Below are 13783 nucleotides of genomic sequence, written 5' to 3'. Positions count from 1 at the left end.
TTCCTTCGAACATCCTTGCTTAAACGTTGAAGCCCCGGATGACTTTCAGCGTTCCCGCCAAAGCCTCGATCAGGGCGACGGGACGCATATCGCTGTCCCTTCCCCAATAGAGCCCGTCATCCGTGCACCCCCCGGTCCAGACGCGACCCTGACGGATCGCCCCTGCCGCTTCCGGGGAAAGGTTCAGAGCCGGGATGTCGACCAGCCCTGCCTCGAGCGGCAGAATTACTTCTGATTGCGCGGCCCCTTGGCCGAATGCGTTCAATTTGTCCAGCGAAATCGCCTGTTCGAGCGCGAACGGCCCGGCCCTGGTGCGGCGGAGCATCGTGACATGCCCGACGCTGCCGACGGCGTGCGCGATGTCGCGCGCGAGGGAGCGGATATAGGTGCCCTTCGAGACATGGGCGGTGAGGGTGATTGCATCGAGCCCCTCCCCCGCCCCACCGTCGTCACCCCGGCGAAGGCCGGGGTCTCCCCGGCTCGGGTTTGCGCCGTCAATGGTGAGATCCCGGCCTTCGCCGGGATGACGAATGGAGAGCGAATGCACAGTGACGCTGCGCGCCTTCATCTCGACCGCTTCGCCCTTGCGCGCGCGGTCATAGGCGCGCTGGCCGTCGATCTTGATCGCCGAGTAGGCGGGCGGAATTTGCTCGATCGGTCCGGTGAAGCGCGGCAGCACCGCCTCGATCTCGGCCAGTGTCGGACGGACGTCGTTCGTCGCGACGATCTCGCCCTCGGCGTCGAGCCCCGCCGTTTCGGTCCCGAACGCGATAGTGAAATCGTAAATCTTGCTCGCGTCGAGCATCCGGCCGCAAAGCTTGGTCGCCTCGCCGAGCGCGATCGGGAGCACCCCCGACGCCAGCGGATCGAGCGTGCCACCATGACCGACCTTGACCTTGCCCAGCCCCGCCTCGCGGCACACGCGCTTCACCGCGCCGACCGCCTGTGTCGAACCGAGGCCCACGGGTTTGTCGAGAATGATCCAGCCGTTCATCCCGCGCCGCTACGGCGCGGGCCAATGCCTGTCAATTTTGCGTGGCCTTTTCAGCCTTGCGCTCGGCCTTCGAGGGCGGCGGCGGCGAGGTCACGAAGGAGGAGAGCTGGCAGCGTTCGCCGCGGACGACGATCGACGAAAATTTGTCGAGCCGTCCGGCACCACGCGTTTCAAAGCCGATCGCCTGCGCGAAATCGAGATCGCGGCAGAAGCCGGCGAAGGTGCCATAATACCAGTCGTTACCGCGGCCCCGAATCCAGATGCCGCGGTCGCGGTCGGCCTGCCAGTTGCGGATCGTGCTGTCGCTCGGAAAAACGATGCTCGATTCGACGCCGAGCGCGCGCGGTTCGGCTGCCGGCTCGGTGGCCGCCGCTGCCGAAAGGGGGAGCAGCATGGCAGCCAGGGAGAGTGCGAGATTCGGTTTCATATTCTGTCTTTCGGTCGGTGTAACCCTTCCCGATGCGCGGGATAGCAACGCCAACCTGAACCGGCACTGACCCGAAGGCACCCGCTCGACAAACCCGGCCCAGCTCGACCGAGCTCTCGCGCACCAATCGGACGTCAGGAGAAAATATCCCGTATCGCGTCGGCCCGGGGCTCGGCGGGCCGCGCTCGCCGCCGGCGATACTGGATGATGGCAGCCAGCATCGCGATCGCGCCACCGCTACCGCCCATTACCACGGTGCCGTAGAGATTGATCCGGTCGTCAAAGGCGAGAAGGCCGAAAAACCACAACCCCGTCGCCAGGATCGAAGCGATAATCGTCGCTCGAATGATCCCGTCGTCCGATCCCCCAAAACTCGCGCGCCGGCGATCGATAAGCCATCCAATCGCAAAAATGGCGAGGCCGTTCGCTGCCGTGACTGCAATGTTGAGCAGGATCTGGATGCCGGTCACATCTTCCCCTGCGTCCATTCGCTGGCGAGCAGCGACCAGAGGCCGGTGTCGCGGATATAGCCGGTCCAGGTGATCCGTTCCGACCGCAGCACGCCTTCCTTGGTAGCGCCGAGCTTGGCGACCGCAGCCTGCGACCTTTTGTTGCGCTCGTCGATGCGGAATTCGATGCGGCGGATGCCGACCGCGAACGCATGATCGAGCATCAGGCGCTTGACCCGACCGTTGAGGCCGGTGCCGCGTACCGCAGGGTGGATGAAGCTGTTGCCGACCTCGACTGTCTGTGCCGTCATATCGGGGCGCAGCCAGGCGGTCATCCCGACGAGCGTGTCGCCGTCCATGATCGCATAAGGCATGCGACCGACGCCGCCCGTCAGCACGTCGAAGCTCTTGTCGAAATGGTCGGGATCGAAGCTCGATGAATAGATCGGCCAGATGTCGGCATCGGCGGCGCAAGCGATACGCAGCGCCTCACGATGCGCTTCCGTCAGCTTGACCAGCCTGAGATCGCCATCGGCGAGGTCGACGTAGAGCCCGTCAAGCATCGGCGAGCACCGCGGCGGCTTCGCGCCGCTTCGCCATGAAATGCCGCCGGCACATTGCGACATAGCGGTCGTTGCCACCGATCTCGGTCTGCGCGCCCTCGACCACCGCGCGGCCGCTTTCGTCGACGCGCAGGTTCATCGTCGCCTTGCGCCCGCACTCGCACACCGCCTTCAATTCGACGAGCGCGTCGGCGATCCCGAGCAGCGTCGCCGAGCCGGGGAAGAGCTCGGCCGAAAAATCGGTGCGGAGGCCATAGCAGAGCACGGGAATATTCATCTCGTCGGCGAGCCTTGCGAGCTGCAGCACCTGCTCGCGCGACAGGAATTGCGCCTCGTCGACAAGCAGGCAAGCGAGCGGGCGTTCGGCGTTTTCGGCGTTCACAGCGGCCCAGAGGTCGCTGTCAGGATCGAATTTATGCGCCTCAGCCATCAGCCCGATCCGGCTCGTCACCTGCCCCACCCCGTAACGGTCGTCGAGTGCCGCGGTCCACAGCATGGTTTCCATCCCGCGCTCGCGATAGTTGAAATCCGCCTGCAACAGCGTCGTCGATTTGCCGGCATTCATGCTGGCATAATAGAAATAGAGCTTGGCCATGGACGCCGCGATACCGCGCCGATGCGTCGCCGTCATCCGAAGAGTCGGCGCATCGCTTGACTCCCCCCTCGCCGCTGTCATGCTGCGCACAATAATGCAGCACAATCAGTGGGGGAGAGCTGCCGATGCGCCTGATGCCGATCAGCGATGCGATGTTCCTGGTGGGCGAAAGCCGCGAGATGCCGATGCACATCGGCGGGATCAATCTCTACACCCTGCCCGACGACGTCGACGAGACCGACTGGCTCAACGAACAGCTCACGCTGCTGCGCCAGTCGGAAGGACTCCGGCGCCCGTTCAGCGAGGTGCTGAAGCTGACTCCGCTCGGCCAGTACGGGCCGATCCGGCTCGAACCCGACCGCGACATCGACATGCATTACCATGTCCGCGCGTCGGCGCTGCCGAAGCCCGGGCGCTACCGCGAGATGTTCGAGCTCGCGTCGCGGCTCCATTCGGGGCTACTCGACCGGACGCGCCCCTTGTGGGAAATCACCCTGATCTCGGGCCTGCCGAACCGCCAGATCGCGACCTTCAAGAAAATCCACCACGCGCTGATGGACGGCGCCGCCAGCATCCATTTCTATAATTCGATGCTGTCGCCCGATCCGAAGGAGCGCCGCAGCGCCTCGCCGCTCTCGGTCGAGGCCTATGAGGCGTACAAGCGCAAATTCCCGGCACCCAAAAAAGCGCCGCGGCCGAGCCTGACCGATATCGCGGCGATCGGCGAGTTTCTGAAGGAGCAATGGGGCAACAGCGTCGGGGTGACCAAGGCGCTCAACCAATATGTCGCGGCAATGTTCGGTCTCGGCGGCGAAGGGCTCGTTACCCCTTTCGCGGGCGTGCCGCGCACCAGCTTCAACCGCAACATCACCGGCGCGCGGCGCTTCGTCGCGCAAAGCTGGTCGCTGGAACGCGTGCGCCGCGTCGGAAAAGCCTATGACGGGACGATCAACGACGCGGTGCTCGGTATGTGCGCGGGGGCGATGCGCAAATATCTGCAGTCGCTGAACGAGCTGCCCGACAAGCCATTGAAAGCCATGGCGCCGGTGTCGATCCGGCCCAAGGACGATATCGATTCGGGCAATTCGGTCGCGTCGGTGACCGCCAATCTCGCGACGCATATCGACGATCCGGCGACGCGCATGGCGGCGATCCAGGAATCGATGAATTCGGCGAAGGCGCAGCTGCGCGCGATGACCGCGGCGCAGATCCAGCTTTATACCGCGATCACCAGCTTTCCGATGATGCTCACCGCGCTGACGCGCACCGCCGACAAATTCCCGGCCTATTCGGTGACGATCTCGAACGTCCCCGGCCCGCGCGAACAGATGTACTGGAACGGCGCGCGATTGGACGGCATGTATCCCGCGAGCATCCCCGTCGACGGCATGGCGATGAACATCACCCAGGTATCGAACTTCGAGAATATCGACTTCGGCATCACCGCCTGCCGCCGCAGCGTACCGCATGCGCAGCGAATGATCGACTATCTGGAAGAAGCGCTGGTCGAACTGGAGGCCGCGGCGGGGATCAAGAAGGGAAAATAGGGCGCCGACCTTCCGAAACCGTGGGTCCGGACGATATCAAGCCTCGTCGCCCTCACCGCTCGCCAGGTCGCGCGCCACCTTCGGATCGCGCAGCAATTTTTCGATGTGGCTCGCCTCATCGAAGCTTTCGTCCGCGAGGAATTTCAGCTTCGCGGCGTATTTCATCCGCACCTTCGACGCGACGGTCTTTTGCAGATAGGCGGTGTTGGTGCGCAGCGCCTTGAGCACCGCGTCCTCATCCTTGCCGAGCAGCGGCTTCACGAACACGGTCGCGTGGCGCAGGTCGGGCGACATGCGGACTTCGGTGATGCTGACCGGATGGGTCGCGAGAACATCGTCATGGACGTCGCCGCGCGCGAGGATTTCGGAGAGAAGGTGGCGCACCTGTTCGCCGACGCGCAGTACGCGAACCGACGGGCCGCTATCGTTTTTCCGGTCCTTTTCGCTTTTCATCGCCTAACCCCTTGCCTCTTCATCCAGTTTCGCGATGATCCGCGCGATCGAGCGCATATTGCGCGCAGTGCCCTTGTGGCCAAGCCGGCGTTCGATCAGGCGCGGATGCAGTTTGCTGTCCGCCGCCCCGTCGCCGAAATCGATGTGGAGTGCCCGGTCGCCGAGCGCGAGACGCTCGTTCGGCCGGACGCGGTGGTCGGTCGCCAACGACTCGAACTGCTCGCCCGTCGGCTGCCCATCGAGGAACATCGTGTGGACGATCCTGTCCTCGTTGGTGCCCGCGAACGGGTTGTCGGCAATGGCCGCCGCCAGCTCGTCGCGGCTGCGGACCAGCGCCGCGCTCGTCATGTCGAAGCGATCCTCGACCATCATCGACAATTTCTCCTCGAGCCCGCGCGTCGGCCGCGCGTCATGGTCGAACAGCACATTGCCGCTCGCCACGACGGTCTCGACATTGCGAAAGCCCTCGGCCTCGAACGCCGCGCGCAGGTCGGCCATCGTTAGCCGGTTGCCACCGACGTTGATGCTGCCGAACAGGGCGACGTAGCGCGCCATGGTGCCGCCCTTCCCGCTATGCGGAGCGGAAGCCCGTCAGAGCGTCCGGTCGCGCAGCTCGACTTCGAAGACTTCGAGATTGTCGCCCGCCTTGATGTCGTTGGTATCCGACAGCACGACACCGCATTCGAGGCCGGCGCGCACTTCGGCGACGTCGTCCTTGAAACGGCGGAGCGACGCGATGGTCGTCGCCGACACGATGACGTCGTCGCGCGTGAGGCGTGCATGGAGCCCCTTGCGAATGACACCTTCGAGCACGAGCAGGCCCGCGGCCTTGTCGCGCTTGCCGGCGGGGAAGACTTCCTTGACCTCGGCACGCCCGACGACGGTTTCGATCCGCTCCGGACCCAGCTCGCCCGCCATCTCTTTGCGGACCTCGTCGGTCAGGTGATAGATGACGTCATGATACATGAAGCGTACCTTTTCGCGCTTCGCGATATCGCGCGCCTTGGCGTTCGGGCGGACGTTGAAGCCGATGATCGGCGCCCCCGTTGCCGCCGCCAACGTCACATCGCCTTCGGTGATCGCCCCGGCGCCCGACTGGAGCACACGGACCTTGATCTCGTCGGTCGATATCTTGTTCAGCGCGTTGACGATCGCCTCGACGCTGCCCTGCACATCGCCCTTGATGACCACCGGATACTGAATGACGTTCGCCTTGTCGGCGAGTGCCTCGAACATGCCTTCGAGGCTGACCGGCGCCTGGACGGTGCGCTTGCGCGTCGCCTGTTCCTGACGATAGGCAGCCACTTCACGGGCGCGCGCCTCATTTTCGACGACGGTCAGCGTGTCGCCCGCCATCGGCACACCGCCGAGACCGAGGACTTCGACCGGCATCGACGGCGTCGCTTCCTTGATTTGCTTGCCATGATCGTCGACGAGCGCACGAACGCGGCCGCTTTCGGCGCCGCAGACGAAGATGTCGCCGACCTTCAGCGTGCCGCGGCGGACGAGGATCGTCGCGACCGGGCCGCGGCCCTTGTCGAGCTTGGCCTCGATCACCGTGCCTTCGGCGGCGCGGTCCGGGTTCGCCTTCAGTTCCATGATCTCGGCCTGCACCGCGATCGCGTCGAGCAGCTTGTCGAGACCGGTCTTCTTGAGCGCCGAGACTTCGACATTCTGGACGTCGCCGCCCATTTCCTCGACCACCAGCTCATGTTCGAGCAGGCGTTCGCGGACGCGCTGCGGGTTCGCGCCTTCCTTGTCGACCTTGTTGATCGCGACGATGATCGGCACGCCGGCCGCCTTCGCATGGTTGATCGCCTCGATCGACTGCGGCTTCAGCCCGTCGTCGGCGGCGACCACGAGGATGACGATGTCGGTGACATTCGCACCGCGCTGGCGCATCTCGGTAAAGGCTTCGTGGCCCGGCGTATCGAGGAAGGTGATGACGCTGCCGTCCTTTGCCTTCACCTGATAGGCGCCGATATGCTGCGTAATGCCGCCGGCTTCGCCCGCCTGCACATTCGCGCCGCGCAGCGCGTCGAGCAGCGACGTCTTACCGTGATCGACATGACCCATGATCGTGACGACCGGCGCGCGCGGCTTCAGATGCGCGGCATCGTCGACATCTTCATCGTGACGGATGTCGATGTCGCCTTCGCTGACGCGCTTGATCTCGTGCCCGAATTCGGTGACGAGCAGTTCAGCCGTATCCTGGTCGATTACCTGGTTGATCGTGACGGGCATGCCCATCTTGAACAGCGCCTTCACCAGGTCGCTGCCCTTTTCGGCCATGCGGTTCGCCAGTTCCTGCACCGTGATGCTTTCAGGCACGACGACTTCGCGGACCTGCTTTTCGCGCGGACCCGACGAGGTCATGTGCGAACGCTTTTCCTTTTCGCGGGCGCGCTTCAGCGCCGCGAGGCTGCGCGCCCGTGCGCCCTCGTCATCGTTGAGCGCGCGCGTGACGGTCAGCTTGCCAGACTGGCGGCGGTTGTCGGTGCCGCGGTTCGCTTTCGGTTCGGGACGCTTGGGTTCGGGGCGCTTCGGCGCTTCGACCGGCGTAAAGCGGCGCGGCGCCGGAGCGGCGCTGGTCGTCGCCGGTCGCGGCGCAGCCGGAGCCGCTTCGCCCTGCGGCTCGGCAGCGGCGGCTGCAGCGGGTGCTTCGACGGCAGCCGGTTCAGCGGCAACGGGCGCCGCGGGGGCCGGCTCGGCCGCCTTGGCGGCAGCCTGCTCGACGCGCGCTTCGGCGCGGGCCTTTTCTTCTTCGGCAGCGCGCGCACGCGCGGCTTCGTCGCGGCGGCGATTTTCCTCGAGCGCCGCCATGCGCGCTTCTTCGGCTTCGCGCAGAAGCTGCGCCTGACGTTCCTGACGCGACATCAGGCTGTCATTCTCGCTGGCGCGGGGCGCGGCAGGCTTCGGCGCGGGCGCAGGTGCCGGAGCAGGTGCGGGCGCCGGGGCGGCCTCGACCTCTTCGACCTCGGGGGCCGGGGCGGCTTCGCCCGGACGACCGAGCACGCGGCGGCGCTTCACCTCGACCACCACCGTATTGCGGCGGCCGTGGCTGAATTGCTGCTGCACCTGTCCGGCCTCGACCGTCCGCTTCAGCCCCAGCGGCTTGCGGGTAAGGGTCGGCTTGTCCTGTTCGTCGCTCATCTAAACTCTATTTTCCTTCAATACGCGCCCGACGCGTCGGAAACCGTATCGGAATCCGTGGACGCCATCTCCTCACCCACTTTGCGGGGATCCGTGTCCCCCGCGGAGCGGGAATCCTCAGGTGAAACGCGGTTGGCCGCGTCCCTACTCCATCCGGTGAAAAACTGCCAGCGGCTCAAATGCGCCAGCACCCGGTCGGCGGCGCGGGCGTCTACAATCGCCAGATGCACCGCATTCTCTCGCCCCAATGCCATAGATAGGGATTGCCGGTCCACCGGCAAGATCATCCCTTCGCGGCCGGAGCCTTCGTCCTCTTCGCCGACCCGCCACGCCTGCGCCAGTTTCTTGCGGCCGTCCTCGCCCGCGTCGCTGGCATGCAGCAGCAGGCGAACTTGCCCGCGGCGCGCCGCCTGCTCGATCTTTTCATTGCCGCTGATCAGCGTGCCCGAACGCGATTCAAGTCCCAACCGGTCAAGCGTCGCACGCATCAACTGCGCCTCGATCCGTTCGCCGAGGTCGTCGGGGATGGAAATATTGCCTTCGTGAAGCGCGCGGGCAAGCCCGCCCTTCAGCTTGCCCTTGGCCTGCGCGGCTTCGAGCGCGACGCGGTCGACGCCGATCCACGCGCCGCGTCCCGGCGCCTTGGCATGGACGTCGGGGGCAATGCTGTTGTCGGGGCCAAGCGCCAGGCGCACGAGCTGCTCCGCCGGCGAAACCTCACCGGTTACGACACAGCGCCGCTCGGGCACATGCTGGCCGCGCCCCTTTGCGCGGTCGGTTTCGGTCAGCTGATCATTGCGCGGGGTCCGCATCGGCGGCCTCCCCGTTTTGCGGCTCCGCCGCAGTTTCCGGTTCATCGTCGAACCAGTGCGCACGCGCCGCCATGATGATCTCGTTGCCCTGCTCTTCGCTCAGGCCATATTCGCCGAGCACGCCGCCCTTGTCCTCGGCGCGCTCGCTGCGCGCCGGGCCACGACGGTTGTCGGTGCGCTTCTTGGCGATCAGTTCGTCGGTCGCGAGGTCGGCGAGATCGTCGAGCGTCTTGATCCCCGCCTTGCCGAGGATGACGAGCATCGCTTCGGTCAGGTGCGGGATGTCGGCGAGCGCATCTTCGACGCCAAGTTCACGGCGCTGGGCGCGCGAGGCCTCCTCGCGGCGCTCAAGCCCTTCGGCGGCGCGGCTCTGCAGTTCCTGTGCGAGTTCGTCGTCGAAGCCTTCGATGCTAGCCAGTTCGTCGATCGAGACATAGGCGACTTCTTCGAGTTCGCCGAAACCTTCGGCGACGAGCAGCTGTGCGAGCGTTTCGTCGACATCGAGCTCTTCCTGGAACATCGTCGAACGCTCGACGAATTCGCGCTGGCGCTTCTCGCTGGCGTCGGCCTCGGTCATGATGTCGATCTGGCTGCCGGTGAGCTGGCTGGCGAGACGAACATTCTGGCCGCGGCGGCCGATGGCAAGGCTGAGCTGGTCATCGGGAACGACGACTTCGATACGGCTGTCATCCTCGTCGATGACGACGCGCTGCACCGTTGCAGGCTGGAGCGCGTTGACGACGAAGGTCGCGGTGTCTTCGGACCAGGGAATGATGTCGATCTTTTCGCCCTGCATTTCCTGGACGACCGCCTGGACGCGGCTGCCCTTCATGCCGACGCATGCGCCGACGGGGTCGATCGAACCGTCATAGCTGATCACGCCGATCTTCGCGCGCGAACCCGGATCACGGGCGGCGGCCTTGATCTCGATGATGCCGTCGTAGATTTCGGGGACTTCCTGCGCGAACAGCTTCTTCATGAAGTCGGGGTGCGCGCGGCTGAGGAAAATCTGCGGGCCGCGCGTTTCGCTGCGCACCGACAGGATCAGCGCGCGGACGCGGTCGCCGACGCGCATCAGTTCGCGCGGGATCTGCTGGTCGCGGCGGATGACGCCTTCGGCGCGGCCGAGGTTGACGACGATGTGGCCGAATTCGACCGACTTCACGACGCCGGTGATGATCTCACCCGCGCGGTCCTTGAATTCGGCGTACTGGCGCTCGCGATCGGCTTCGCGGACCTTCTGGAAGATCACCTGCTTCGCCGACTGGGCGTCGATGCGGCCAAGGTCGACCGCCGGCAGCGGGTCGACGATGAAGTCGCCGATCTTGGCGTCCTTCTGCAGCTTCTGGCCGGCAGCCAGATCGACCTGCTTGAAATAATCCTCGACCTGTTCGACCACTTCCACGACGCGCCACAAGCGAAGGTCGCCGGTCTGCGCATCGAGCTTCGCACGAATGTCGTTCTCGGCGCCGTAACGGGCGCGCGCGGCGCGCTGGATCGCTTCCTCGATGGCCTCGATGACGATGCCCTTGTCGATCATCTTCTCGCTGGCGACGCTGTTGGCAATCGCGAGGAGTTCGGCCTTGTTGGCGGAAATGGCAGTGGCCATCAGTCCTGTCCTTCTTCTTCCATTTCGTCGGCGCCCTCGATCGAGAGCGGGACGGTTGCGGCAATCAATTTGTCGGTGAGAACCAGCTTTGCGGTGTCGATCGCGTCGAACGGCAGCTTGTGCTCCACACCTTCCTTATCCGAAATCGTGACGACATCGCCGTCGATACCGATCAGCTCGCCGTTGAAGCGCTGGCGACCGTCGCGCTTTTCCTTGAGCGCGATCTTCGCCTCGTGCCCCGCCCAGTCTGCGAAGTCGGCGCGGCGCGTCAGCGGCCGGTCGATGCCGGGCGACGAGACTTCGAGCCGGTAGGCGGCATCGATCGGATCCTTGCCCGCTTCCTCAAGCGCGTCGAGCCGATCCGAGATGCGGCGCGACAGGTCGGCGCAATCGTCGATCGTCAGCTGGCGCGTTTCGGGCCGCTCGGCCATCACCTGCAGCGTCGGGTCGCTCTCGCCGCCAAAAAAGGCGACGCGCACGAGCGCAAGGCCCATCGCCTCGGCTTCGGGCGCGATGATCGCATTGAGGGTGTCGAAATCGACCAAGCTATGTTTCCAATCCGGATGACCGGAAAGCATGTGGGTATAGCCGTCGCGGCCCGCGGCCCCGACGTCCCAACTGGCTAACCATGTCAAGAAGTAGGGCGCATATAGGCTTTGGCTCGTGAGTCGGCAAGGGGAGAATGGAAGATCGGGAACGACGCCGGCGCTTGCCCCGCGCCGCGAGCTGGGCAAAAGGGCGGGCATGACGGAAACCACCACGCCGCCGCAGCCGCCCGCCGCGGCATCTCCTGCCGAAGCCTTGCTTTCGATCGCCAATGTTCGCGTCATGGCGGACGACGCATGTATCCTGGACCTTCCGGCGCTGACCATCGGCGCGGGCGAAAGTGCCGCCATCCTGGGCGCCAACGGATCGGGCAAGTCGACGCTGGTCAAGCTGATCACGCGCCAGCTCTATCCGGCCTATGGCGCCGACGTCCGGATTTTCGGGCAGGATAGCTGGAATGTTTTCGACCTTCGCAAACTGCTCGGGATCGTATCCACGACCGAACAGCTCGATTTCGATGCCGACCCGCCGCTCGAAGCGCTCGACTGCGTCGTCTCCGGCTTTTTCGCCTCGCGCGGCCTCTGGGCGCATCAGCATTATACGCGCGAGATGGTCGACGCATCGCTCGCCGCGTTGGAGGATGCCGGTGCCAGCCACCTGATCGGACGCAGCATGGCGAGCCTTTCAACGGGCGAAGCCCGCCGCGTCCTCATCGCCCGCGCGCTTGCGCACCGGCCGCACGCGCTGCTGCTCGACGAGCCATGCGCCGGACTCGACCCCGCAGCGCGGCATCACTTCCTCGACATGCTGCGCGGGATCGCACGCACGGGCATCACGCTGCTGCTCATCACGCACCATATCGAGGAAATCCTGCCGGAGATCGACCGCATCATCATGCTGCGCGGCGGGCGGCTCGACCGCGACGGCGCGAAAGGAGAGCTCTTGACGAGCGAAACGCTGACCGGCCTTTTCGGCCTGCCGATCGAGGTCACGTCGCGAGGCGACTGGTACGACGCCGCCATCCGTCACTTGCCATAATTTTTCCATCGGATAGGCAGGCGTCCATGTCGTTCGATAGCGAAATAGAGGCGCTGGCCCACGACCATGTCTTCCTTGGCAAACGCCATGACGAAAATGCCCGCCGCACTTTGTGGGTGGTTGCGCTTACTGCGGTGATGATGGTCGGCGAGATCGCCGCGGGCCTTGCATTCAACTCGATGGCGCTGCTTGCCGACGGCTTCCATATGGCGACACACGCGGGCGCGCTCGGTATTGCCGCGATCGCCTATGCCTATGCGAAGCGCCACGCCCACGGCCGCCGCTACAGCTTTGGCACCGGCAAGGTCGGCGACCTCGCGGGCTTTGCCTCGGCGCTCGTGCTCGGCATCGTCGCACTCGGCATCGCGTATGAATCGGCCATCCGTCTCGTCAATCCCAGCCCGGTCGAGTTCGGCGAGGCAACGGTCATCGCGGTGATCGGCCTCGGCGTGAATATCGTCAGCGCCTTGCTGCTCGGCCATGGTCACGATCACGGGCACGGACATGCGCACAGCCATGAGCACGACCATCATGGTCATGCGCACGATCACGCCCATGAGAAGGACAATAATCTCCGCTCGGCCTATCTGCACGTCGTCGCCGACGCGCTGACCTCGGTGCTCGCGATCGCCGCATTGCTCGGCGGGCGCTATCTTGGGTGGGTTTGGCTCGATCCTGCGATGGGCGTCGTGGGGGCGATCGTGATCGCGGTCTGGTCCTGGTCGCTGATACGCGACACCGGCGCGGTGCTCCTCGACGCGACCGACACAAAGCTGGAGGACGAAATCCGCGCGCTTGTCGAAGCACCCGGCGACGTGAAGATCATCGACCTGCATGTCTGGCGGGTTGGCCCCGGTGCGCATTCGGCGATCATCAGCGTCGTCGGCGCGACGCGCGATGCGATCTGTGCCCGGGTCAAACAGGTCCATGAAATCGAACATCTGACGGTCGAGATCCGCTGACGCGGCGCCGGCCGCCGACGCCTAATCGACCCGCTCGACCTCGATATGCGGCCAGCGTGCCGCGAGGCGTTCCGCCCAGCGCTCGTAAGGCCACGGGATCACTTCCTGATCGAACCAGAAGAGCCGCGCCCCTTCCAGATCATAGAGATGAACCTCGTCGTCGCTTTCGTCCTGCCGGACGATACGAAGCTTGCCGATACGCGACGGGTGAATACGCCCCTCGTCGCCGCCGCTCGCGCCGATGCGTCCCTGCCACCAGACAAGGTCGCCCGTCGCAGGGTCGATGAAACTGCCGCGGTTCGGGTTGGCGAGCATCTTGAGACCCGCGCCGAGCGCGACCAGCGCCCCGATGGCCTGCGCCAGCGGCACCAGCCAAGGCGCGCACTCGCGCCCGTCGTCGCTGCAATTGTCGGCCGGATCGATCGTCGAACCCGCCCAGAAAAAGAAAAGACCGAAGGTGAGCAGCAGCCACATCCGAAAATCGGTCCGCGCGCTGCGCCGATAGGATGGAACGGTGTCGGTCATCACCGCCGATTTAACGCGAGAACCTCAACGCTTGGCTAATGGGCCCATGCCTTGTCGATGCGGCGGACGAGGATGAAACATTTTGTTGGCGTTTCAGCGTATAAGGCAAA

15 protein-coding genes are annotated in these 13783 nt (G+C 65.1%); 3 read left to right on the top strand and 12 right to left on the bottom strand.

The genetic code is table 11. The annotated features are described in order from the left end of the window. Window positions 1–19 precede the first annotated feature (19 nt). The 5 genes from truB to BLW56_RS11670 form a co-directional block, all read right to left on the bottom strand. The gene (gene truB / locus BLW56_RS11690; protein ID WP_093510640.1) at window positions 20–994 is read right to left on the bottom strand and encodes a tRNA pseudouridine(55) synthase TruB; all 975 of its coding nucleotides are present in this window, start codon (window positions 992–994) and stop codon (window positions 20–22) included. 31 nt (window positions 995–1025) lie between these two features. Then, window positions 1026–1421, bottom strand: a complete 396-nt coding sequence (locus BLW56_RS11685; protein ID WP_256203397.1) for a DUF6491 family protein — start codon at window positions 1419–1421, stop codon at window positions 1026–1028. A gap of 134 nt (window positions 1422–1555) precedes the next feature. Then, a complete protein-coding gene (locus BLW56_RS11680) occupies window positions 1556–1891 on the bottom strand; it encodes a hypothetical protein (RefSeq protein ID WP_093510638.1) in 336 nt (111 codons plus the stop codon). Then, the gene (locus BLW56_RS11675) at window positions 1888–2433 is read right to left on the bottom strand and encodes a GNAT family N-acetyltransferase (RefSeq protein WP_093510637.1); all 546 of its coding nucleotides are present in this window, start codon (window positions 2431–2433) and stop codon (window positions 1888–1890) included. The genes BLW56_RS11680 and BLW56_RS11675 overlap by 4 nt, the downstream gene beginning before the upstream one ends. Beyond that, window positions 2426–3028 (bottom strand): thymidine kinase, encoded by a 603-nt coding sequence (locus tag BLW56_RS11670; RefSeq protein ID WP_093510940.1) that lies wholly within the window; start codon window positions 3026–3028, stop codon window positions 2426–2428. The genes BLW56_RS11675 and BLW56_RS11670 overlap by 8 nt, the downstream gene beginning before the upstream one ends. Window positions 3029–3153: 125 nt before the next feature. On the opposite strand from BLW56_RS11670, the gene BLW56_RS11665 reads away from it, so the two are divergent. Beyond that, window positions 3154–4575, top strand: a complete 1422-nt coding sequence (locus tag BLW56_RS11665) for a WS/DGAT/MGAT family O-acyltransferase (RefSeq protein ID WP_093510636.1) — start codon at window positions 3154–3156, stop codon at window positions 4573–4575. Window positions 4576–4611: 36 nt separating this feature from the next. Here BLW56_RS11665 and rbfA read toward each other — a convergent pair whose 3' ends face one another. Genes rbfA through rimP form a run of 6 tightly spaced genes read right to left on the bottom strand, consistent with a single transcriptional unit; the run spans window position 4612 to window position 11147 of the window. After that, window positions 4612–5028 carry a 30S ribosome-binding factor RbfA gene (gene rbfA, locus BLW56_RS11660; RefSeq protein ID WP_093510635.1) on the bottom strand — a complete coding sequence of 139 codons (417 nt, stop codon included), beginning with the start codon at window positions 5026–5028 and terminating at the stop codon, window positions 4612–4614. A gap of 3 nt (window positions 5029–5031) precedes the next feature. Continuing rightward, on the bottom strand, window positions 5032–5583 hold the full coding sequence (locus BLW56_RS11655; protein ID WP_093510634.1) for a DUF1697 domain-containing protein: 552 nt from the start codon (window positions 5581–5583) through the stop codon (window positions 5032–5034). Between the two features lie 36 nt (window positions 5584–5619). Beyond that, window positions 5620–8181: a translation initiation factor IF-2 gene (gene infB, locus BLW56_RS11650; RefSeq protein ID WP_093510633.1), complete on the bottom strand. Its 2562-nt coding sequence runs from the start codon at window positions 8179–8181 to the stop codon at window positions 5620–5622. Window positions 8182–8198: 17 nt separating this feature from the next. Then, a complete protein-coding gene (locus tag BLW56_RS11645; RefSeq protein ID WP_093510632.1) occupies window positions 8199–8993 on the bottom strand; it encodes a DUF448 domain-containing protein in 795 nt (264 codons plus the stop codon). Further along, window positions 8974–10602, bottom strand: coding sequence for a transcription termination factor NusA (gene nusA / locus BLW56_RS11640; protein ID WP_093510631.1), 1629 nt, complete (start codon window positions 10600–10602; stop codon window positions 8974–8976). Before nusA ends, BLW56_RS11645 begins: the two co-directional genes overlap by 20 nt. Next, on the bottom strand, window positions 10602–11147 hold the full coding sequence (gene rimP, locus BLW56_RS11635) for a ribosome maturation protein RimP (RefSeq protein ID WP_093510630.1): 546 nt from the start codon (window positions 11145–11147) through the stop codon (window positions 10602–10604). Before rimP ends, nusA begins: the two co-directional genes overlap by 1 nt. Window positions 11148–11346: 199 nt before the next feature. Here rimP and BLW56_RS11630 point away from each other — a divergent pair, with 199 nt between their 5' ends. Beyond that, window positions 11347–12186: an ABC transporter ATP-binding protein gene (locus BLW56_RS11630; RefSeq protein WP_093510629.1), complete on the top strand. Its 840-nt coding sequence runs from the start codon at window positions 11347–11349 to the stop codon at window positions 12184–12186. 26 nt (window positions 12187–12212) lie between these two features. Next, window positions 12213–13148, top strand: a complete 936-nt coding sequence (gene dmeF, locus BLW56_RS11625; RefSeq protein ID WP_093510628.1) for a CDF family Co(II)/Ni(II) efflux transporter DmeF — start codon at window positions 12213–12215, stop codon at window positions 13146–13148. Window positions 13149–13169: 21 nt separating this feature from the next. Here dmeF and BLW56_RS11620 read toward each other — a convergent pair whose 3' ends face one another. After that, entirely contained in the window at window positions 13170–13676 is a 507-nt protein-coding gene (locus BLW56_RS11620; protein WP_218140507.1) for a hypothetical protein, read from the bottom strand. Window positions 13677–13783 lie beyond the last annotated feature (107 nt).

The sequence above is a fragment of the Sphingopyxis sp. YR583 genome (assembly GCF_900108295.1).
Classification (GTDB): Bacteria; Pseudomonadota; Alphaproteobacteria; order Sphingomonadales; family Sphingomonadaceae; genus Sphingopyxis.
This window is presented reverse-complemented; position numbering and strand designations above follow the sequence as displayed.